Source organism: Adhaeribacter aerolatus (assembly GCF_007991635.1).
Lineage (GTDB): Bacteria > Bacteroidota > Bacteroidia > Cytophagales > Hymenobacteraceae > Adhaeribacter > Adhaeribacter aerolatus.
Genome location: NZ_BJYS01000033.1, coordinates 21,701 through 42,491 on the forward strand (window position 1 = coordinate 21,701; position 20,791 = coordinate 42,491).

The following is a 20,791-nucleotide window of genomic DNA, read 5'->3' on the forward strand; positions in this document are numbered from 1 at the left end:
ACCGTACTTAATAAAAAGCGTATCACATGGAATTTTGGATTAGGTATAATAACCGAACAGAAGCCCGTAAAAATTAGAAAAGTGTCGACATTATTAGATCTTATAGGAAATACCCCTTTGGTAGAATTGCAAAATGTTATTCAAAAACCAAAAGTTAAATTATTAGCCAAGCTGGAAGGTAACAATCCGGGGGGCAGCGTAAAAGACCGGGCGGCTTATGGCATGATTAAAGGCGCCCTGGACCGCGGAGAGTTAAAACCCGGCATGAAACTGATAGAAGCCACCAGCGGCAACACCGGTATTGCCCTGGCTATGATTGCCCGTTTGTTTGGCGTAGAAATTGAGTTGGTGATGCCGGAAAACTCAACCGAAGAACGGGTGAAGACCATGGAAGCCTTCGGCGCGAAAGTAATATTAACTTCCGAAAAAGGGTCGATGGAAGAAGCCATTGATTACACGTTGGCCAAAGTAGCCGGGGGTGGTTATTTAATGCTGAACCAGTTTGGTAACCCCGATAATTTCTGGGCGCACTACCAAAGTACCGGTCCGGAAATATGGCGCGATACCGACGGGCAAATTACACATTTTGTTTCTTCGATGGGTACAACCGGTACCATTATGGGCGTTTCGCGGTACTTGAAAGAAATGAACCCGGCCGTGCAGATTGTGGGGGTACAACCATTGGAAGGCTCACAGATTCCTGGTATCCGCCGCTGGCCGGAGGCTTACCTGCCCAAAATTTTCGAGCGGGAACGCGTAGACAGGATTATAGACGTAACGCAGGCCGAAGCTACCGCCACTACCCGCCGCCTGGCCAGTGAAGAAGGGGTTTTTGCCGGCATGAGCAGCGGCGGCGCCATTGCGGCTGCCCTAAAACTGGCTGAAGAACTGGAAGAAGGCATTATTGTTTGTATTATCTGCGACCGCGGCGACCGCTATTTATCTTCTAATCTGTTTAAATAGGGCTGGCAGTAATTATTTCGATAAATATTTATTTCGGTAAATATTCTTGGGAATTAAAAGCTACTCTTTAGAAAAATTAGAAAAAAAACGCCGGCATTAGCTGCGTTGATTTCATACTTACCAGTAAAGCCGGCACCTGTCTGATAGAGGGTCTGCTTTACTGGTTTTTTGTTTATAAATATTGGCTAATCTGTCCTGAAGCGATCTAAAACCTACTTTGCATTATAGTCCTTAAAACAAAACCGGCCAAAAGCGGTTAAATGCAATATTATTGAACCAACCTTAATCTTACTACTATGAAAAAACGAAATACTTTGCTCTTAAGTGGCGCTGTGTTTTTGGCTATGGCTGGCTGCCAATCCAAAACAAGCGAAAACCAAAACGAAAAGGGTCAGCAGCATGAGACCAATACTACTGCTGCTGTTTCCGATTCGTTGCCTGCTCCATTTGCTACCGAACCAACTGCCAAAATAAGTAAGGTAATTGGCTGGCCTGCGGGCAAAACCCCTACTGCGCCGGCTGGCTTTGTGGTTTCCAAATTCGCCGCCGAACTGCAGAACCCGCGCTGGATTTATGTAACCCCCAACGGCGACATTCTGGTAGCGGAAGCGAATTCGGCGCCCCGCTTAAAAGAAAAAGTGAAAGCCCAGTTAAATGGCAAAGCTAAATCGCAGAACATGGGCGAAAGCGCCGACCGCATTACCTTGTTCCGCGATGCCGACAAAGACGGAAAACCCGAAGTGCGGGCAATATTTCTGGAAGACCTGAACCAGCCCTTGGGCATGTTAGCCTTAAATAATTATTTCTATGTAGCCAACACCGATGGGCTCTGGCGTTATCCGTACAATACCGGCCAAACCAAAATTTCCGGTAAAGGCGAAAAAATATTAGAATTGCCGGCTGGGGGTTATAACAACCACTGGACCCGCAATATTATCGCCAATGCCGATGGGTCTAAAATATATATCTCGGTGGGTTCGGGCAGCAACATTGGTGAAAACGGCATGGAGCACGAAGTTCGCCGGGCCAATATTCTGGAAGTGAACCCCGATGGAACCGGCGAACGCATTTTTGCCGGCGGCTTGCGCAACCCGGTTGGCATGGACTGGGCACCTAATTCCAACACCCTGTATACGGTTGTGAATGAGCGCGATAACCTGGGCGATGACTTGGTACCGGATTATTTAACCAGTGTGCAGGAAGGTGCCTTTTACGGCTGGCCTTACTCCTACTTTGGCCAACACGAAGACCCGCGCCTGAAAGGCCAACGCCCTGATTTAGTAAAAAAAGCCATTGCCCCGGATGTGCCGCTGGGCGCGCATACGGCCTCTTTAGGGTTGGCTTTCTACGACCAGAAAAATTTCCCGGCCAAATACCAGAACGGCGCCTTTATTGGGCAGCACGGGTCCTGGAACCGCTCCCAACTGGTAGGTTACAAAGTAGTATTTGTGCCTTTTAACAATGGTAAGCCCAGCGGCAAACCAGAAGATTTTTTAACCGGCTTTATGGCTGATTTAGAAAAAGGGGAAGTTTACGGCCGGCCGGTAGGAATAGCGGTTTCACCCAGCAATGGTTTGCTGGTTGCCGACGATGCCAGTAACACCATTTGGCTGGTACAGGCCCATTAAAATATTTTAAATCTAATTCCAGTATTTAACTTAAGAAAAGATAAAAAAACAACATCCGGTAAGGGTTATACCATAAATGCCTGCGGGTAATTTTGGGTAACCCTTACCAGATGAAATTGCTATCAGAAAAAATATTACACGTACTCTTCTAAAATGCCGGCGCCCTGGCGAATAATTTCGTACTGGTCGTTCTGGCAATCTACCACCGTCGACGGAATATTATGCCCGTAACCGCCGTCAATTACCACATCTACCAAACCTTTAAACTTTTCGAATATTAATTCCGGATCGGTTGAATATTCAATTACTTCGTCCTCGTCGCGGATAGAGGTACTGATAATTGGGTTGCCTAGTTCTTTTACCAGCGCCAGCGGAATCTGGTGATTGGGCACCCGGATGCCGACCGTCTTTTTCTTAGCACCGGCCAGCTTGGGCACCTTGCTGCTGGCTTCCAGAATAAAAGTAAACGGACCCGGCAAAGCTTTTTTCATTACTTTATAGGTTTGGGTTGAGATAGACCGGGCGTAATCCGAAATATGCGTTAAATCGCTGCAGATAAAAGATAAATTTGCTTTATCGGGTTTAATACCTTTTATCTGGCACAAGCGCTCCATGGCCCGCGCATTGTGCAGGTCGCAACCCATACCGTAAATGGTATCGGTGGGATAAATAATAATCCCGCCTTTCCGCAGAATATCAATCACCTGCAATATTTTATTTAAAGGCGGATTTTCCGGGTGAATTTTTAAATAAAGGGCGTTGCTCATAAAGTTAAAGGTAAATGCTTTAATGATACTCGCATTCGCAACGGAAGGTTATTCCGGCAGCTGCCCCACTTCCGGAATAATAGCCGGACTTAATTACACCCCGCAGCAAAATAAAACGCCCGATTGAATAGTTTAAATTAAAAAATTGTTAATCAGCCAAAACGCCGGCCAAAATAATTTTCCGGGGCGCTTACCGGAAGAGGCTTATTTATTAATTTTGTAGCATGACTACCTCTAAGAAAAAAAGTAAAAAACAACCCACGAGTAAATTCCGGATATTCCTGGCCATTTTTGCCGTATTATTTGTCAGCTTTTCTTATTACGCCTACCAGATTGTTTATACGCCCAACGTAGATACCAAAGGCGACCGGACCTACATCCGGATACCCGAAGGAGCCACGTTTGAACAGGTGATGGACTCCATAGATAAGAAAAATGTAATAATAGATAAGCTGTCGTTCCGGTTTATGGCCAAACTGATGGATTACCCGGAGCTGGTTAAAGCCGGTCATTACGAGCTGAAAGACAACTATACCAACCGCCAGTTAATATCCGATTTGCGGGCCGGCCGCCAATCGCCGGTAAAACTCACCTTTACCAATATTAGGGTTAAAAAAGATTTAACGAAGAAGCTGAGCGAAGATTTAACGGCTACCCAAACCGAGCTCGACTCGCTGTTAAGCGATGAAAAATATGTAAAAAGCCTGGGGTTTGATACAACCACGGTGCTTACCATGTTTATTCCGAATACCTACGAATTGTACTGGAATACCAATGCCCGCGATTTGCTGAAGCGGATGAAAAAGGAATACGATGCTTTCTGGACCACGCAGCGCGAAGACCGGGCCCGGGCATTGGGCTTAACCAAACCCGAAGTTTCTACCCTGGCTTCTATTGTGCAGGCCGAACAATCGCAGCACGCCGATGAGCGGCCCCGCATTGCGGGCGTGTACCTGAACCGCCTGGAAAAAGGAATGCCCCTGCAAGCCGACCCGACGGTGGTTTATGCGGTCGGCGATTTTACCATTCGCCGGGTGCTGAACGTGCATTTGCGTACCGATTCGCCGTATAATACCTACAAATATAAAGGTTTGCCCCCCGGCCCCATCAATCTGCCTTCCATTAGCTCGATTGATGCGGTGCTGAATCCGGAACACCACGACTATATTTATTTCTGCGCAAAAGAAGATTTTTCGGGCTACCACAGCTTTGCCCGCAACGAAACGGAGCACATCCGCAATGCGCGCCGCTACCAGGCCGCTCTAAACGAGCGTAATATTTTGCGGTAAGAATTCTTAATCAAAAATTAAAATATGGAAGGCGCTTGCAATATTTCTTTACTAAGCGTAAAGCCTCTCTTTTAATTTGATTTTTTAAATTCCTGCTGTAGATAAAATTTCTAATTCTATATTTATAATTTCTAATTCAAAAAAAGCGTGTTTCAATCTGAAGTACAAATACGGGTGCGGTATTCCGAAACCGACCAAATGGGGTATGTGTATTATGGCAATTTTGCCGCTTACTACGAAGTTGCCCGCACCGAGGCATTCCGGAGTTTAGGTATTTCGTACAAAGAAATGGAAAAAGAAGGCATTATTATGCCCGTACTGGAAATGCGCACCAAATATATCAAACCGGCCCGCTACGACGATTTACTAACGGTTAAAGTACAGGTTAAAAATAAACCCCACGGCACCCGCATCGTTTTTCATTATGATGTTCTGAACGAAGCCCAGGAATTATTAAATGTAGGCGAAACTACTTTGGTTTTCGTAGATGTAAAAACCGGGCGGCCTATTGCTTTGCCCCAGAGCATCCTTACGCAAATGGATAGGTACTACAATTAATGGGTATAACCGGAAAATACGTTAAAAAGCGGCGCTCCTACCGTAAATTTATCCTGTTTCTGAAACGGCTGACTTTTCAGAACGGGCAGGTTTCGGTTTACGATGTGCTGGATGTATTATTAAACGAACTAAAACTCGATTCCATTACCAAGCGGGCTTCCTACATGGCGTTTAACTTTACGCTGTCTATGTTCCCGACCATTATCTTCCTGTTTACGCTTATTCCTTATATTCCTATTCCGGATTTAAACGTGAGCATCCTCAACTTTATGGAAGATTTTATGCCGAAAGAGATGTACGAAGCTACGGCCGGCACTATCAACGATATTGTAAATATTCCTCGGGGGGGATTGTTATCCATCAACTTTCTGTTTGCTCTGGTGCTTTCTACCAACGGCATTATGTCGTTGATGGATGCTTTTGACAAAAAATACAAAACTTTTCGGAAGCGAACCTACCTGCGCAAACGCATTATTGCCACGCTGTTAACTTTTGCTTTGTCCTTTATTCTGATAACGGCTATTGCAGCAATATTCTTCGGCACGTATATTCTGGATGTGCTGGTGTTTTACGAGGTAGTAACGGAGCGTTTCACGTACTCGCTTATTGTTCTGCTTAAATACATTGCGGTAATCTTCCTGTTCCTGATTGCTACCTGCTCTATTTATTATTACGTGCCCGCCATTCACGACAAGTGGCCCTTCTTTTCGGCCGGGGCCGTGGTGGCTACCCTTTTAATATTTCTGGTTTCGTGGCTTTTTTCTTTATACATCAGCATTTTCGATACTTATAACCATTTTTACGGTTCTATCGGGGCTTTGGTGGGTTTAATGATTTGGTTAGACTTTGTGTCGATGATTTTAATTCTGGGATTCGAAATTAACGTGAGCATCGACTCGGTAACGAAACGATTTGAACGATAAGGAATTATGAATTCAGAGCGACCTCCCGTAATATTTACCCAAATGTTTAACTAAAAAACCTGATAATTTTTTTCCGTATCATTTTGAATATTTAAGTTAATCGTATACTTTTGTTCCCACTTAGAGAGATGGCAGAGTGGTCGATTGCGGCGGTCTTGAAAACCGTTGACTGTAACAGGTCCGGGGGTTCGAATCCCTCTCTCTCTGCTGAAAATTAAAAAGCCTGCAAATGAAAGTTTGCAGGCTTTTTTCATGTCTGGCTTTAGCGTCCCATCCTTTAAAGAAGATACCTCACCCATATGCCAATGAGATTGGGGCTACATTATTTAAGGTCTGCTTGTACAGGATATTCATCGAAGAAAAATTTTGTACCATCAATCAATTCTACTTCCCTTATTAATTCTGATATCCCTGAACCAAGACATTCGTTAAATTTAGTTTTATTATTAAATCCTAAAATCGTCTTTTGTCGAACTATAGGTAAAATAACCCCAGTAGCCGAAAACCTTAATTGGGGCTATTTTAAAACTGTTAAAAAAACAGTAGAGTTGTAAGCTTTGGGCAATGAAGGAAGCTAAGTGATAATCCTGTAACCAAAGCAACGCATAGGTATATAGTTTTGATAAGCACTTTATCCTTATTCATACTTTAACCAGGACGTTGCTTTACAATCCCTACTCGAACTGAATCGGACCCAGCGTGCCTGGAATGAATCAGGGAAAGTATAGTCGATGGATTTTCCGGCTGGTACAGTTATTTCCTTATAGGTCATCCAGGGCCCATGACCAATAGGCTCTACTTCCATCGTAAAAGTTACCGGCTCTTTCGCATCATGCGACAAGCTAAGTTTACGCTTATCGTAAAATCCAATCAGATAAGGGTCAGAGGCAATACCTTTCTTAACCTGGCTGTTTTTCCAGGGACCACCTTCGCCTTTGGGTTTACCCAACTTCCACAAATCGTCAATAGTACCGGCCCACACACTAGCTTTGCCGTCGGTAGAACGGATGATATGCTCCGCGTTCACTTTAGAATTTGCCTCCACCCCGGTCATGACTAATAAGCCCCTATAAGAGGCGTAATCATGAATAGCTAAATTATGCGATGAAACCGGTCTTATTTTGGCAAACCCATCCGCGTTTTCGGCCGGTAATTCATAGAAGGTACCGTGGGCATTTAGTAAATCGCGTTCGGTGGCTACTTCGCGGCAAACCCGGAGCAGGCTATTATTGGTTAAGTTGGTATAATTGGCGTTACCAAGAGGGAGGCGCCACCGGCGGCCCTGGTCATCTACCATCAGCACCGAGGATTCATCAACGGTCATGACTTTACCCGGAATTGCAAATTTTTCCCGGATAAATTGGGCGGTTTTGGAATCTTCTTTTTTTACGAGATTCATGTTTCCATCCAGTTCGTAGTAACCGCTCTCTTCAAACTTGCCATTAGTAATATTTCCAGCCAATAGGCCCAAGGCGCGGCGATCTTCGCCTAACCCAAACATTAAACCTCCGTTATAATTTGTCTTGCTTACAATGGCCAGGCCCTGAAATAAAGCGTTATCAGGGGTATTAAAGCGGCTTTCATCGGTGTAGGAGAAATGAACCGTAGCTTTCGTGCCTTTATCGCTGCTTACCCGTATCCACTCCCCTTTTTCGTTAGGTTCAAAAGGTAAGGCCACGGCTTTACCTGGTTCAGCTTTTATGGTTTTTAGGGTACTCCATTTTCCGTTGCCAGCACGGTCTACTTCAAATTTAAAAGCAGCAGCGGTATTGCCTTCGTTTAATACCCAAGCCATGCGGTTTTTCCAGCCCGCAAATAAAAATGGTTCAGAGGGCTTGTTCGCGGCGATTTGTTCCGATAACAACACGGCCCCTTCGGCGGTATTCGGACCTAATTTATCTGGCTGGTCAACCGAAGTAAACCAGAGGTTGGAATTAGACTGACCCGTACCTTCTATGTTGCCTTTGGCTTTCCGCTTATTTAAAAATTCCTTTTGTGCCGAATCATCACAACCAAATACCAATCCATCTTGCCAGCGGGTAAAATCGCCGATAACTTTTAAGTAAGCCGACCGGGGACGAATACCGGCCGTATTTTTAGAAGTAAAGGTGCCGGGAAACCGCCAAAACATGCCGTGCATCGTCATTAAATAGTCAGGTTGGGCAGTGGTGCCGATATCGCGGATGCGGGGCCACTCGGTGTTCCAGCCGTGAGCGCCGTCGTAGCTGTGGCTGGCTTTAGGTAAACGGTAAAAAGACCAACCACCATTATCCCGCACCCCTAACAGTACCGATTTGTGGTCCCAGCCGGTGGCCCAAATAGGATCAGTAGCTGGGTTAGCATTGCCGTAAATGCCACCGGGTCCGGTTACTTCCACAAACTGGTTGCGGCGTACTATTTTCCAGTCCTTCCCGTTCCATTCGGCCAATGAACCGGCTTTAATATCAAATTTCTTCAGTGCCTCCGGGGAATCTTCGCCATTGTTCGAATAAACCAAAACCCCTTGGCCCGAATAAGAACCTTTGCCGTGCGCACCCGGCAACAATGGACTAAATTGGCCGGCATCACTTTCTTTTCTAACTGTATTACCATCTACATACAGGGTTTTGGGTTTTAAAGTGTTTACGTCTATTTCGTAAAAACCTTCTTCCATGGTGGCGTTATAAACCATTTCTTTGGGATTGGTTAAATGCCTGGCGGTAGCCGTAATCCGGCCCGGAGCTGCTCCTTCGCCCTTGTAAGGAATTACCCTAACCTTGCGGTTGGCATCTATTACATAGGGTCCAATAAAAAGCTGGCTGCTTTCTCGGTGTATCAAGCGGTTGGCCGGGGTGCCCCCAATACTCTCCTGCCGGACAGCCTGCTGCAGATCGGTGGTTATTTCGTACAACTTATCAGAAGAACCAAAAGGTAAATGCGGGCCGTAGGTTATTACATATAATCGGCCTGCCCAGGGCACCACCGCGCCCGTACCGCACTCGCCCTCGTTGTTGTAATAAGCTAAATGGGGATAAATACCACTGTAAGAGGGCTCCTTTTGCTGGGCTAAAACCTGAATAGAACTACCAGCAATGATAAAGGCCACTATGCAGGAAAGCTTAGATAATTTCATGCGTTAATTACATTATTTAATTAATGGAAAAATCGATTTTAGGTACAAGCTTGGCAACCGGAAGTGCGATTCATAAAACGACACTTCCGGCGACACAGCCTTATTAAACTTATGCTGATTTGGCGTTTCTGTTTTCTGAAATATTGTTTTTAAATCAGCTTTGGTATTAGTTTGTTTAGCTTTTAATAACCAGTATTTTGTGTGAGATTGGTATTTACGCGTCTTTCGGTTGCCGGAATAGGCCATAAATATTGTTTTGTTTTATCGAAATTGCGTATGGCCAAAACTTTAACATCGGAGAGTAAAGCCGAATAATCTGGAATACCATCTTCGTCGATGGTTGGTACGCCCGGGAAAGGCCATTTGGTGCGGTCTTGTTTATTCGGGTCGGGTAAACCTACGACGGGTTTGGTTAAAGCTTTTTCAGCAATTCCCCAACGGATTAAATCCATGTACCGCAGCCCCTCTTTCGCAAATTCTACCCGGCGTTCCCGCTTGATGATGGTTCTTAACCCATTTTTATCGGTGGTGGTAACAGCGGGGTATTTGTCGGTTTGGTTTACATTTACACTGTAAGCCCGGGCTCTTACCTGGTTTAAGGCATTCAGGGCCGCTGCATCTATCTCGCCAAGTTCAATCTTAGCTTCGGCATAGGTAAGCAGCATTTCGGCATAGCGTAAAATAATCTGGTCATTATCTTCCACTAACCGGTCGGCCCAGGTCAGGTCAACGCCTTTTTTCCATAACAAGCCGGTATAACTGGCAAAGGTTGCTACCGCGCGGCTATCCAGGTTATTCACGAGCTGCCCGGTTTTATAATTTTTTACCCGCAGCGTATCCGGGTGTGGCTGGTACCGGAAGCCTAACCAGGTACTACCGATTTCTACAATGGAAGCAGCCAGTCGGGGGTCGCGGTTAGCGAAAGGCCGGCGGGGGTTATACAACGGCGATTCATCAATGGGCAAACCATCGGTCGCTTCGTAAGAATCCATTAATTCCCAGGTCGGAATCTGAGCGCCAAAACCGGTTGCATTCCGGGAAATCTGATCTTTAACAGCTGCCGTTTCGGTGAAAACACCTTGAGCCTGCGATCGCGGCACACTGATAATAATTTCTTTACTGGTTTCTGCGGCGGTTAAAAACAAATCGCGGTAGCTGGGGTGCAGGGCATATACGCCAGTGCCTGCTAAATCCATTACGGCTTTAGCGGCATCCCGCGCTTCGGCCCATTTGTCCATGTACAAGGCCGTACGGGCTTTAATGGCCAGCGCCGCTCCTTTAGAAAAACGCCGCAATTCGCCGGAGCCATAAGTGGCCGGTAAATTTTCGGCGGCCCAGTCCAGCTCACTAAAAATAAACTGCAAAATTTCGTCTTTGCTGGCGCGGTTAAGCTTATACGATTCTTCCAGGCTTACCTGGTCCTTTAAAAAGGGCACATCGCCGAAATGCGTAATTAAACGGCTATACTGGTAGGCGCGCACAAACCGGGCTTCGGCTTCCAGGCGGGTCATGATGTTGGCCGGCGTATTATTTTTAGCCCGGTCTTTATTCGCCAGAAAACTATTTACCCGGGCTATTTGCTTATAAGCATTGTTCCAGAAATTAAGCACGGCGCCATCATCGGCGTTAAGGGTTCCGTAGGTAACGGCATTCCCGCCCTGGGCCCGGTGCCAATAATTATCGGTGTATAGCTCATCGTCATTGCCAAAAAAGCCTGTCCGGTACAAATCGTTTACGGCTAATTCTAACTCCTTTTGGTTCGAATAAAAAGTACTGGTAGAACTTTCGGATAAGGGGTTCAGGTCCAAGTCGCTGCAACCGACCAAACCCGCCAGCATAACAACAGCTATAAATTTTATACATTTCATGGGATATGCGCTTTTAAAATTTAACAGATACTCCGCCCATCAGGGTAGTTACAATTGGGTAAGTAGAACCATCTACTTCGGGGTCCCAGCCCTTGGGGAATTTACTGAAGGACTTTAGATCGTTGGCCGCTACATAAACCCGCAAGCCTTGTAGCCGCAGGCGGCTGGTTAATACTTCGGGCAGGTTATAACCTAAAGTCAGGTTTTTAACGCGGAGGTAAGAGCCATCCATCAGCCAATAATCCGACATCTGGTAATTATTGCCTTCGGAGGCTTTGGAAAGCCGCGGATACTTAGCGCTTAAGTTTTGCTCGGGTGTATTGGTCAGGCTCCAGAAATTACCATCGATTTCGGCCGGTACATTGCCAAAGTTTTCGAGGAATGGTTGAATGACATTACTGCCCAACTGGCGTTTTACTTTACCGACCCCTTGCAACACCAGGGTAAAATCCAGACCTTTAAAATCTAACCGAATGTTGCCGCCATAAATGTACCGGGGCAAAGAGCCGCCCAAGAGTACTTTATCACCTTCGGGGGTAATTTTTCCGTCTTCGTTAATATCCACGTACCGGATGTCGCCGGGCTTGGTATTATTATTTAACACGGGCGAATCTTTTACTTCTTCGGCGGTCTGGAATAATCCAGCCGATTTGTAACCAAACCATTCGTTAAATTCACCGCCTTCTAACTGGGCCTGGTCGCCCCGCATTTGGGTACCCTTCAGGTCCACAATTTGGGTTTTCGCATCAGATAAGTTAAGGTTTACCGAGTAGCCTAAAACGCCAATTCTATCGCGCCAGCCGGTTGCCAGTTCCCAGCCCCGGGCGCTTACCATGCCGGCATTCTGATTAGGGTTATCGTAGCCCAGATACCGGGGAATATCCAGGGCAAGTAAAATATCGCGCGTTTTCTTATCGTATACATCGGCCGTCAAGGACAAACGGTTACCCAGGAATCCAGCGTCCAGGCCAAAATCAACCGATTGAGTAGTTTCCCAGGTAATATCTTCCACGGCGTATTTCACCTGCGCACCGGTGGTCTCGGTGGATATTTGGGTACCCCGGTAAAATAAAGCATTGTAGAACTGAATAGAGGACTGGTATGGATAATTGCCAATCCGCTCGTTGCCTACTACGCCCCAGGACCCACGTATTTTCAGAAAAGAAAGCGGGCGGACATTTTTCAGAAAACTTTCTTCCGAGAGGGTCCAGCCAGCCGAAAAAGATGGAAACAACGCCCAGCGGCGGTCCTGGTGGAACCGGGACGAACCATCGTAGCGTACATTACCCTGGACATAATATTTATCGCGGAAGCTATATTTTAAACGGCTGAAAACCGAACGCAACGCCGACTCAGCAGCGCCACCGCTATTATTACGGAGTTCCAGATTACCTACATCGAGAAAAGGGAAATTGTTAATGGTAAAGGAACCGCGCGAGGCGGATAAACCTTCGCTGTAATAGTAGTTTTCTTCGTAACCCAGCAAAGCATCCAGTTGATGGCTCTCTCTTATATTTTTAGAGTAGTTAGCCAAAAGTTGTCCGTTTATATAGCGAGACTCCGGCCGGCCTTCGGTTAACGTAGTATTGGCCTGGTTGGCATTTAATATTTTACCCGGATCGGCTACATCGGTAAACTGAATTACTTTCGAAAAAACTTTTGTTTTGTCAAAATTCAGGGTTGGCGAAACTATAGCGGTAAGTGAAAGGTCATTGATCGGCTTAAAGTTAAAAGCTAACCGGCCGCCCATTTGGTTGTAAAAAGCCTCGTTAAATCCGCCGTCGTAAATTTGAGCCAGGGGATTACGGCCATCCTTGCCGGGGGCCCAGCGGCCATCTTCGTACTTATCGTCGTAAAAGCCCGGCAACACCCGAGAAGCGTAAATTGGGTTTTCGCCGGGTACTTCCTGGTTGTGGGTACGCTTGTAGAACAGGTCTAAATTAGCATTCAGGCTTTTATTGATGTTCATGTCATTGTTTATCCGGACGGTATACCGGTAATAAGCCCGATTGTCGTACAAGCCGTCTACTTTTGCATAACTCAAAGAAGCTTTTGTTTTGATTTTTTCGGTACCAATTGTAAAAGACAAATCGTGCATTTGCCGTGGTGCATAGCTTTTCAGCACTGTTTGCTGCCAATCAGTAGCCGGAAACTTATCAGGATCCTGGCGGTTGTTTTCTCTATAATTTTCTATATGTTGCTGCGAATACAATGCCGCACCGCCATCGTTTGTCTGGTATTCGTTAAACAACTGCATGTACCGGACTACATCTACATACTCCGAAGTGGGTTGGGGTCTGTACGCCGTATTCGTAATTATATTCCAGGCTCGACTGACCGGCTTTGGCCCGTTTAGTGGTTACCAGAATTACGCCGGCTGCCGCTCTTGATCCGTAAATAGCCGCTGAAGCCGCATCTTTTAACACCGTAATACTTTCAATATCATTGGGGTTTACATTATTGATATTGTCGTTGGGTACCCCATCTATTATGATAAGTGGATTATTTTCGCCGATGGTGGTAATACCCCGTAACCGGATGGTAGAAGTGGCTCCCGGCGCTCCGGAGTTGCGTGTAACCGTTACCCCTGGTACACTTCCCTGCAGGGCTTCCGATACCTGCATGGCCCGGCGTTCCCCTACATCCTTGGCGTCGATGGTAGAAACCGCTCCCGTTATGTCTTTCTTTTGCTGGGTACCATAACCCACCACCACTACTTCCTCCAGCGATTTTACATCCGGGGCCATTGTTACATCAACTGTAGTTGCATTCTCAACGGCGACTTCCTTGGTTAAAAAACCAATGTAAGAGAAAACAATAGTGCCTCCATTATCCGGAACAGTCATAGAATACCTACCGGCAACATCAGTACTGGTTCCCATGGTGGTTCCTTTCAGCACAACTGTTACCCCTATTAAAGGCTCCCCGGCTTCAGAAATTACTTTCCCCGAAATAGTTAAATCTATCCTGGTATCTGAAATGAATTTTTGTCCTTCATTTTTACTTATTTCCTTGGGCTTGATGATGACTGTTTTATTTAAAATTTCATAGGTAAAAGGTTGCCCTTCAAAGCAATTTTTTAAAGCTTCGTCCAGGGTTACACCTTTTAATTGCAGGTTTACCGGCCTGGCTTTTTGCAGCAAATTAACCCGGTAAAAAAAAGAATAGCCGGTCTGCTTCCGCAAGGATTTAAATACCTTTTCCAAGGGTATATTATTCTCCGTTATGGTTATTTGTTGTGAAACTGCGCTCGCACTTACCTGAAGACAGATAACTGTAAGTAAAATAACAAGATTCATGATTAAAAATGGTTTGGGTGGATAAAAACAGAGGCGCCTTCCACTCTTGAAGAGTCGATTTAATTGCATAAATTTGTTTTTAAGGTGAGGTAATAGTATTCTTTCGCAAGGGTATTTAACCCGCAGCCTTTTGGTACCGGTGGTGTTGGCGCACTGCCGGTATTTTTATTTAAAGCGGCAAGGGTGTATTCATTATTTAGGTTCTACCATAATCCTCCTTCCTTCCAGCTTAAATTTAATGGAACCCGATAATTCTAACATGTGCAGCACCTGATTAAGACTGGTACTGCGCGGAATCGCACCGGCAAATTCCCAGGAGCTCATGGTAGCCGGATAGATAAATTCTACATCATACCACCTTTCGAGCTGGGTAGCTATAGAATTAAAATCTTCCTTATCAAACTGAAAATAGCCTTCTTTCCAGGCAATTACCTGATCCAGGTCAGCAGCTGTCAATTTTATTTTACCGGCTTCACCCGTTATTGCCTGAAAGCCAGGCTCTAATACTACGCCCGCGTTTTCTTTATTTACTTTAACTGAACCTTCTAACAGGGTAGTTTTGGTCCAGTTTTCCTCGGAATAAGCATTGATGTTAAAATGGGTGCCGAGTACTTCCACGGTAGTATGGTTGGCAACCACTCTAAAAGGCTTTTCCTTGTTTTTTGCCACCTCAAAATACCCTTCCCCAGTTAAGGTAACTTTGCGTTCGTAGTTTGAAAAAGCAACCGGGAACCGTAAGGTGGAGGCGGCATTCAGCCAAACCTGGGTGCCATCGGGAAGTGAAAGCTGATATTGCCCCCCTCTAGGGGTTGAAATAGTATGGAATTCTAGCGCTGTTACGGCCATCGGGTTACCCGTAAACTGGTAAACGACCCTTCCGTTTTGTTTATTTATTTTAACGTGGTCGTTAGCCTGCAATAACCCATTTTCAGATTCATCAAGAATTATTTCCGTTCCATCGGCCAAGGTAAGTTTGGCCTGGTCCTTACCGGGCTTAATTTCCGGCTGGTTAGAAGAGGGGGGTGAAGAGACAATTGTGGGCTCTTTATTATTATCGATATAAATCGTTAAAATAGTTAAAGCGAAAAGCAGGAAGACAGCCGCATATTTGACTATAGCCGGTTTATGCCAAAGCTTAATTACTTTGGGTTCTGTTTGTGCTTTGCCAACCAATTCCTGCCAGTTCTTTTTAGTATTGATGGCAGCATAAAAGTCCAGCTCCTGCTGCAGTTTCTCCTCATCCTGCACTTTTTGCAGAAACGCTTCATTTGCTTTATTCTGCTTCAACCATTTCTCAAATGCCTCCACTTCAGAAGAATTTAATTCCCCGCGCAGGTACTTTAATACAATATCAGCATTTTTGAAGGGGTCTAAATTATTTTCCATAAGTGTGCTTCTGAATATAGGACACACTCCCTTGCTCATCGGATGGAATAAACTGAAAGTATTTTTTTATTTATTAGAAAAGACTGATGAACCTGAGAGACTGTTTTAAAACCTATTTAAGCAGGAAAATAAATAAATTCAGGTTTAATAAGAACTGGCTTTACAGCTTTAAAATGGCTTTTTTATTTAATGTAAACTATCATAAAGACATGTTCAATAGGTTTTAAAACAGTTTCTGAATTTTGCCGGCAAATGCAGGCAGTTTTTAGGATTATAAAGCCTGGCTTATCCGGAAAAGGTAAGTATTAAATGCCGATAAGGCTCAACGATGTTTATTCTGAAAGTAAAATTAATAAGATAGCGCCGAATATTTCGGGGTTTAACCGGAGCCGGAGCAATTGCAGAGACCGTTGCTTCTGTGATTTAACCGTAGTAACAGAAATACCCAGCTCCTGGGCAATTTCCTGGTTTTTCTTTTCTTGGATAAAGCTTAAATACGAAATCTTTTTGCAGCCCTCGGGTAATGTTTCCAAGGCCGCATATAATTCAGCTATAACCTCCGCCCTCGTAATAGAGGCCATAATATAGTCTTCATCTACTTCCGAAACAGCCAATTGTTCTTTGTATTTTGATTCTACTTTCTGATGCCTTAAGAAATTAAGACTAGCATTTCTAACCGAACTATATAAATAGCTTATCAGGTCGTTAACTTCCGCATCAACCTCCTTCTTATTCCTGTAATATTTCAGAAATACTTCCTGCACAGTATCTTCTGCCGTTTCTTTATTAGCCACAATTTGATAGGAAAAATAAACCAACCTTTTAAAGTAGGTATTAAATAAACTTTCCAAATCCGTGTCAACCGAGCTAATTATCATTTCTTTTCTTTTAAGATTATTCTTCCCAAAGAATAATTACTTTAAATTCTTAACTGCTGCAGAATAGATTACTTCTTTTGTATAAAATTTATATTATTTAAAAAAATTTGAAACTTCAAGCTAATAAAATTAAAATTTCTACACAATATATATAACTTGAATTCTTCAGATTCAATTAGAGAGTAGCTTACGCCGGCTATTTTACTCACCGGCATTGTGTTCAATTATTACTTCTCCTATACCTTCTCCTTAAACCAGCAGTTAACCACTAACCGGCAAGCTACGTTTATCACTGCCGGCTAGGTATATGGGGAACCTCCCTCCTGCTCAAAGCAAAGTAAGCTGCTGTCACCTGAAGTGAGCAAAAAAGCGATCTTCTCCGCAATATCTAGCCGTTACTTACCGGACTGACCAAGCCTATAACTCTCATCACAGCTACGCGCCTGAACGTGTTTCCCTGTAAGCCAGCAGTAGTTGGCAGGTAAGCAATTATTTAGAATTTTATTTGTGGTAAATTATCAGGTTAATTAATTTCACCAATTCACGTACGTGTTTGTTATTTTAACTTTCGGGTTGTTGTTTTAAGCCTAAATAGCTCATTAGTACAAGCTCAAAAGAAACTTAACAACGTTTTAGGGTACAAAAATCCATTTTGGTAAAGGCAGGCTTTTTTCAATTACTTGCTAAAGTTAAATCATGAACTAAACACTAATAATACTACCTATGCGCAGCCTACTCTTTCTCATGCTATTAGTCCTGCTGGGATTCCCGAATTTTGCTCAAAAAGTAAAAAACACGAATAATTTACGGATAATGTCTTACAACATCCGCTACCTGAATAAAATAGATAGTATTAACGTTTGGGATAACCGCAAAGACAAAGTTGCCGCTTTAATGAAATACCACCAGGCCGATTTAATTGGAGTACAGGAAGCCGTAATCAGTCAGATAAAAGATTTGGAAGCCAGATTGCCGGATTTTGCCTGGTATGGAGTTGCACGGATGGACGGGAAAGAAGACGGTGAGTTCAGTGCTATTTATTACCGCAAGAGCCGTTTTAAATTATTAGATTCGGGTACGTTCTGGTATTCCGAAACCCCCAATATACCCGGCAGCAAGAGCTGGGATGCTTATTTTCCGAGAGTAGCGTCGTGGGTTAAGCTAAAAGATTTGCGGAGCGGCCGGACCTTGTTTCACTTTAATACCCACTACGACCACCGGGGCTCTTTTACCCGGGAAAAAAGTTCAGAAATATTGGTAAAGCAAGTGGCCAAAATAGCCGGGAACTTACCGGTACTGATTACCGGCGACTTTAATACCACCGAAACTTCTAAGCCTTACCAAATATTAGTAAACAATACGGGTTTGTTTGATGCCAAGAGTATTTCCAAAACGCCGCATTATGGCCCGGCCGGCTCTTCGAGCGGCTTTTGGGTAAAGAATCCGGTTAGGGCCAGAATAGATTATATTTTTGTAAATAAGCCCGTGCAAGTTTTACAACATGCTATTTTAACCGATCAGCAGGACGGCCGCTACTTCTCCGATCATCTGGCGGTTATCGCCGAAGTTGTCATTAATAAATAATATTTAACGGCTATTTGCTGTCAGGTACTAGCTTGCAGCTATCCTTTGAGCATCAGCATGGGTTATTAAAATCGGATTAGCTACTTGTACGGAACTACTGTAAGTTATGAAGATGTATAGTAAAGCAAGAAAATATCAGGGCTGTTTGTGCCACCAGGAACTGGTTGGGAGGTCCTGATTTAAAGTAATGGTTTCCCCGATTTGCGGTGTGGTAATGGGTACCTGTAAAGCATTGGCTTTGGCTTGCAATCTTTCGATGGGCTCGGTCCAGCTATGCATGGCTAAGGTAAAAGCCCCCCAGTGAATGGGCATGAGTACTTTTCCCTTCAGGTCGAGGTGGGCTTGTACGGTTTGTTCGGGCATCATGTGAATATTGGACCAAAGTTCGTTGTATTGGCCGCATTCCATTAAAGTTATAGCAAAAGGACCGTACTTGTCGCCGATCTGTTTAAAACCCGGGAAATAGCCCGAGTCGCCGCTGAAGAATATTTTATCCTGTTTTCCCTGAATTACCCAGGAAGTCCAAAGGGTTTTCATCCGGTCGGTCAGGCCCCGGCCGGAAAAATGCCGCGCCGGGGTAGACACTAATTTCAGCCCCTGAAATTCGGTTTCCTGCCACCACTCCAGCTCCGTTATTTTAGCAGCGGGTACACCCCAGGCTTCCAGATGCGCACCAATGCCTAAAGGCACGTAAAAATGGCCGGTTTTAGCTTTTAACTCCTGTATTGAACCATAATCCAGGTGATCGTAATGGTCGTGCGAAATCAGAACCGCATCGATGGCGGGCAAATCTGCGATGGCTATGGGCAGTGTTTTGCTAAACCGCTGCGTACCCAAAAACGAAATCGGCGACGGCGCATTTCCCAGCATTGGGTCGAGTAAAAGACGCTTGCCGTCTATCTCTATTAAAAAAGCCGAATGGCCAAACCAGGTAATTTTGGTAAGGGAATCGGTTTTAGCAGTAAACCGATGGGGATCTATCTTCTGCACCGGAATGGACCAATCAGGCTGCTGGTTTTTGTCTTTGTTAAAGGTTTTGGCGATAACTTTCAGGTAACCCGAGAAGCCTAAGTCCATATTGGTTTCTACCGGGTTCCGGAATTTGCCATCTTGGTAAAGCGGCGAATGCTGCATAGCTGCTAAACGGTCGCCGGTAGCTTTCCCGCCAAACTGCGGCGAAATATTCATAAACACGGCACCGCCCAGAAAGACTAAAAATATTAATCCGAGAAACGTTAACAAAATATATTTAAATAGCTTTTTCATAAAAAAGCACCCGCCTTGGCAGTTGGGTGCCGGAAAAACTTGTTATCAATTTCAATATTTTCAGGAATTACGCGCCTTGCTTCGATAGCTGCCCCGGCGGTATCTGCTGCCCACCAATGTCGGGCGAAAACAAGCGGAATTAGCATCTACCGCGTGGGAAGATGCATTAGGTGTAAATCCTGATTAATGAACGGCCAGCGGCGCGGCGGCACCCTCTCCCTTAATAAAAGAGACAAAATCATCTACCGAATTTAAGGGAACCTCGTCTGGTATGGTAACTTCAAATTTATGCTCTACGGCCAGAATAATATCAATTAAATCTACTAAATCGAAACCGAGCTGCTCGAAAGATTGGGTTAGAATACGGGAAGTCCGGATACCTTTTTGTTGTTGAATTAGCTGGGCAATATTTTGACGAAGCGAATTGGTTTTATGCGTGATCATTGGGATTGATAAAAATCTGTTTTAAAAATTTTTTCAAAAGTACGGCTAATTGTTGAACCGCTTTAAGTAAAAGGTCAATTTGGCTTAAAAAAATATTAATTACAGTGTTTTAACTGAACCTGGCTTAAAATTTTATAGCCTTCTTTAGAAACCAGGCCCAGCACAAAATGTTTTAAGTTCTGCTGGTAAGTTTCCTGCCGGTTGTATTCCGCCGGCGGGAATAAATCGGAATAATAAATAGATTGCAATTGCCCCACGTATAGCCGGGCCGTAACATCAGGATTTAAATCGGAACGGTACAACCCACTTTGGACACCGCGTAAAAAATTATCCTGAAAAAGCTGCACAATATGCTCCTGCTTATATTGCAGCCAGATTTGGTAAGCCGGCTGGTAATATTTTTTTAAATCATAAAAGAAGGCGGTATGCAAATGCAAAAGCCGCTGAATAGATAAATTTATAGCGCTGCAAAATTCTTCCACGGGATTATCGGCAGCGCCGGTGCAAATATTCTTTACTTCCTGCAGGTAGGCCGTAACGGTTTCTGCCACCAATTCGTCTTTATCGGAGAACCACTTATAAAGCGTTTTCTTGGAAATGCCTAAATCCACGGCTATATCGGCCATCGAAATGGTTTTAATGCCGTATTGCCGGAACAAGTCAAAAGCACGCGCTACTATTCTTTCCTTCACTTCTGTCCCTGCTTCCATTTACTTATAATGTGTTCTTTATTTAGCTTTTATTTTTAGCCGGATTAGTGCGACGGCCCTACAACCGCTACTTACTTATTGTAATTATTTATGTGTTTTGTGGCTTTGGAATAACT

General features: G+C 44.5%; 16 protein-coding genes and 1 tRNA gene. 7 read left to right on the forward strand and 10 right to left on the reverse strand.

The features are described 5' to 3' along the window. Window positions 1-81 precede the first annotated feature (81 nt). A complete protein-coding gene (gene cysM, locus AAE02nite_RS19690; RefSeq protein WP_146901892.1) occupies window positions 82-963 on the forward strand; it encodes a cysteine synthase CysM in 882 nt (293 codons plus the stop codon). Between the two features lie 296 nt (window positions 964-1,259). Continuing rightward, window positions 1,260-2,591 carry a PQQ-dependent sugar dehydrogenase gene (locus AAE02nite_RS19695; RefSeq protein WP_146901895.1) on the forward strand — a complete coding sequence of 444 codons (1,332 nt, stop codon included), beginning with the start codon at window positions 1,260-1,262 and terminating at the stop codon, window positions 2,589-2,591. 134 nt (window positions 2,592-2,725) lie between these two features. Here the strand turns inward: AAE02nite_RS19695 and AAE02nite_RS19700 are convergent, their stop codons facing one another. Further along, on the reverse strand, window positions 2,726-3,358 hold the full coding sequence (locus tag AAE02nite_RS19700) for an L-threonylcarbamoyladenylate synthase (protein WP_146901898.1): 633 nt from the start codon (window positions 3,356-3,358) through the stop codon (window positions 2,726-2,728). A 224-nt stretch (window positions 3,359-3,582) separates the two neighbouring features. Here AAE02nite_RS19700 and mltG point away from each other — a divergent pair, with 224 nt between their 5' ends. The 4 genes from mltG to AAE02nite_RS19720 all read left to right on the forward strand — a co-directional run bounded on the left by mltG (window position 3,583) and on the right by AAE02nite_RS19720 (window position 6,335). After that, window positions 3,583-4,647 (forward strand): endolytic transglycosylase MltG, encoded by a 1,065-nt coding sequence (gene mltG, locus AAE02nite_RS19705; RefSeq protein WP_146901901.1) that lies wholly within the window; start codon window positions 3,583-3,585, stop codon window positions 4,645-4,647. A gap of 147 nt (window positions 4,648-4,794) precedes the next feature. Continuing rightward, window positions 4,795-5,205, forward strand: a complete 411-nt coding sequence (locus AAE02nite_RS19710; protein WP_146901904.1) for an acyl-CoA thioesterase — start codon at window positions 4,795-4,797, stop codon at window positions 5,203-5,205. After that, window positions 5,205-6,128, forward strand: coding sequence for a YihY/virulence factor BrkB family protein (locus tag AAE02nite_RS19715; RefSeq protein WP_146901907.1), 924 nt, complete (start codon window positions 5,205-5,207; stop codon window positions 6,126-6,128). The genes AAE02nite_RS19710 and AAE02nite_RS19715 overlap by 1 nt, the downstream gene beginning before the upstream one ends. 122 nt (window positions 6,129-6,250) lie before the next feature. Then, window positions 6,251-6,335, forward strand: a tRNA-Ser gene (locus AAE02nite_RS19720). A gap of 430 nt (window positions 6,336-6,765) precedes the next feature. On the opposite strand, the gene AAE02nite_RS19725 is transcribed toward AAE02nite_RS19720, so the two are convergent. From AAE02nite_RS19725 to AAE02nite_RS19750, 6 genes are all read right to left on the reverse strand, one after another. Continuing rightward, window positions 6,766-9,240 (reverse strand): hypothetical protein, encoded by a 2,475-nt coding sequence (locus AAE02nite_RS19725; RefSeq protein ID WP_146901910.1) that lies wholly within the window; start codon window positions 9,238-9,240, stop codon window positions 6,766-6,768. 182 nt (window positions 9,241-9,422) lie between these two features. Then, on the reverse strand, window positions 9,423-11,108 hold the full coding sequence (locus AAE02nite_RS19730) for a RagB/SusD family nutrient uptake outer membrane protein (RefSeq protein ID WP_146901913.1): 1,686 nt from the start codon (window positions 11,106-11,108) through the stop codon (window positions 9,423-9,425). A gap of 13 nt (window positions 11,109-11,121) precedes the next feature. Continuing rightward, a complete protein-coding gene (locus AAE02nite_RS19735) occupies window positions 11,122-13,365 on the reverse strand; it encodes a SusC/RagA family TonB-linked outer membrane protein (RefSeq protein ID WP_146901916.1) in 2,244 nt (747 codons plus the stop codon). Then, window positions 13,352-14,314 carry a SusC/RagA family TonB-linked outer membrane protein gene (locus AAE02nite_RS19740; protein WP_170252651.1) on the reverse strand — a complete coding sequence of 321 codons (963 nt, stop codon included), beginning with the start codon at window positions 14,312-14,314 and terminating at the stop codon, window positions 13,352-13,354. The genes AAE02nite_RS19735 and AAE02nite_RS19740 overlap by 14 nt, the downstream gene beginning before the upstream one ends. 285 nt (window positions 14,315-14,599) lie before the next feature. Then, complete coding sequence (locus tag AAE02nite_RS19745; RefSeq protein ID WP_170252652.1) at window positions 14,600-15,793, reverse strand: FecR family protein; 1,194 nt, start codon at window positions 15,791-15,793, stop codon at window positions 14,600-14,602. A 332-nt stretch (window positions 15,794-16,125) separates the two neighbouring features. Next, window positions 16,126-16,671, reverse strand: coding sequence for an RNA polymerase sigma-70 factor (locus tag AAE02nite_RS19750; RefSeq protein ID WP_146901926.1), 546 nt, complete (start codon window positions 16,669-16,671; stop codon window positions 16,126-16,128). Window positions 16,672-17,394: 723 nt separating this feature from the next. Here AAE02nite_RS19750 and AAE02nite_RS19755 point away from each other — a divergent pair. Next, entirely contained in the window at window positions 17,395-18,255 is an 861-nt protein-coding gene (locus AAE02nite_RS19755; protein WP_146901929.1) for an endonuclease/exonuclease/phosphatase family protein, read from the forward strand. 135 nt (window positions 18,256-18,390) lie between these two features. Here the strand turns inward: AAE02nite_RS19755 and AAE02nite_RS19760 are convergent, their stop codons facing one another. From AAE02nite_RS19760 to AAE02nite_RS19770, 3 genes are all read right to left on the reverse strand, one after another. Then, window positions 18,391-19,521 (reverse strand): MBL fold metallo-hydrolase, encoded by a 1,131-nt coding sequence (locus AAE02nite_RS19760; RefSeq protein WP_146901932.1) that lies wholly within the window; start codon window positions 19,519-19,521, stop codon window positions 18,391-18,393. 183 nt (window positions 19,522-19,704) lie between these two features. Then, window positions 19,705-19,965 carry a phosphopantetheine-binding protein gene (locus AAE02nite_RS19765; RefSeq protein ID WP_146901935.1) on the reverse strand — a complete coding sequence of 87 codons (261 nt, stop codon included), beginning with the start codon at window positions 19,963-19,965 and terminating at the stop codon, window positions 19,705-19,707. Window positions 19,966-20,060: 95 nt separating this feature from the next. Beyond that, a complete protein-coding gene (locus tag AAE02nite_RS19770; protein WP_146901938.1) occupies window positions 20,061-20,675 on the reverse strand; it encodes a TetR/AcrR family transcriptional regulator in 615 nt (204 codons plus the stop codon). Between the last annotated feature and the right edge of the window lie 116 nt (window positions 20,676-20,791).

What these genes read in the sequence shown, in the direction of transcription:
- AAE02nite_RS19695 (WP_146901895.1), top strand. Translation starts at nt 1,260, where the DNA reads ATGAAAAAACGAAATACTTTGCTCTTAAGTGGCGCTGTGTTTTTGGCT.
- AAE02nite_RS19700 (WP_146901898.1), bottom strand. Translation starts at nt 3,358, where the DNA reads ATGAGCAACGCCCTTTATTTAAAAATTCACCCGGAAAATCCGCCTTTA.
- mltG (WP_146901901.1), top strand. Translation starts at nt 3,583, where the DNA reads ATGACTACCTCTAAGAAAAAAAGTAAAAAACAACCCACGAGTAAATTC.
- AAE02nite_RS19715 (WP_146901907.1), top strand. Translation starts at nt 5,205, where the DNA reads ATGGGTATAACCGGAAAATACGTTAAAAAGCGGCGCTCCTACCGTAAA.
- AAE02nite_RS19725 (WP_146901910.1), bottom strand. Translation starts at nt 9,240, where the DNA reads ATGAAATTATCTAAGCTTTCCTGCATAGTGGCCTTTATCATTGCTGGT.
- AAE02nite_RS19730 (WP_146901913.1), bottom strand. Translation starts at nt 11,108, where the DNA reads ATGAAATGTATAAAATTTATAGCTGTTGTTATGCTGGCGGGTTTGGTC.
- AAE02nite_RS19735 (WP_146901916.1), bottom strand. Translation starts at nt 13,365, where the DNA reads ATGCAGTTGTTTAACGAATACCAGACAAACGATGGCGGTGCGGCATTG.
- AAE02nite_RS19745 (WP_170252652.1), bottom strand. Translation starts at nt 15,793, where the DNA reads ATGGAAAATAATTTAGACCCCTTCAAAAATGCTGATATTGTATTAAAG.
- AAE02nite_RS19750 (WP_146901926.1), bottom strand. Translation starts at nt 16,671, where the DNA reads ATGATAATTAGCTCGGTTGACACGGATTTGGAAAGTTTATTTAATACC.
- AAE02nite_RS19755 (WP_146901929.1), top strand. Translation starts at nt 17,395, where the DNA reads ATGCGCAGCCTACTCTTTCTCATGCTATTAGTCCTGCTGGGATTCCCG.
- AAE02nite_RS19760 (WP_146901932.1), bottom strand. Translation starts at nt 19,521, where the DNA reads ATGAAAAAGCTATTTAAATATATTTTGTTAACGTTTCTCGGATTAATA.
- AAE02nite_RS19765 (WP_146901935.1), bottom strand. Translation starts at nt 19,965, where the DNA reads ATGATCACGCATAAAACCAATTCGCTTCGTCAAAATATTGCCCAGCTA.
- AAE02nite_RS19770 (WP_146901938.1), bottom strand. Translation starts at nt 20,675, where the DNA reads ATGGAAGCAGGGACAGAAGTGAAGGAAAGAATAGTAGCGCGTGCTTTT.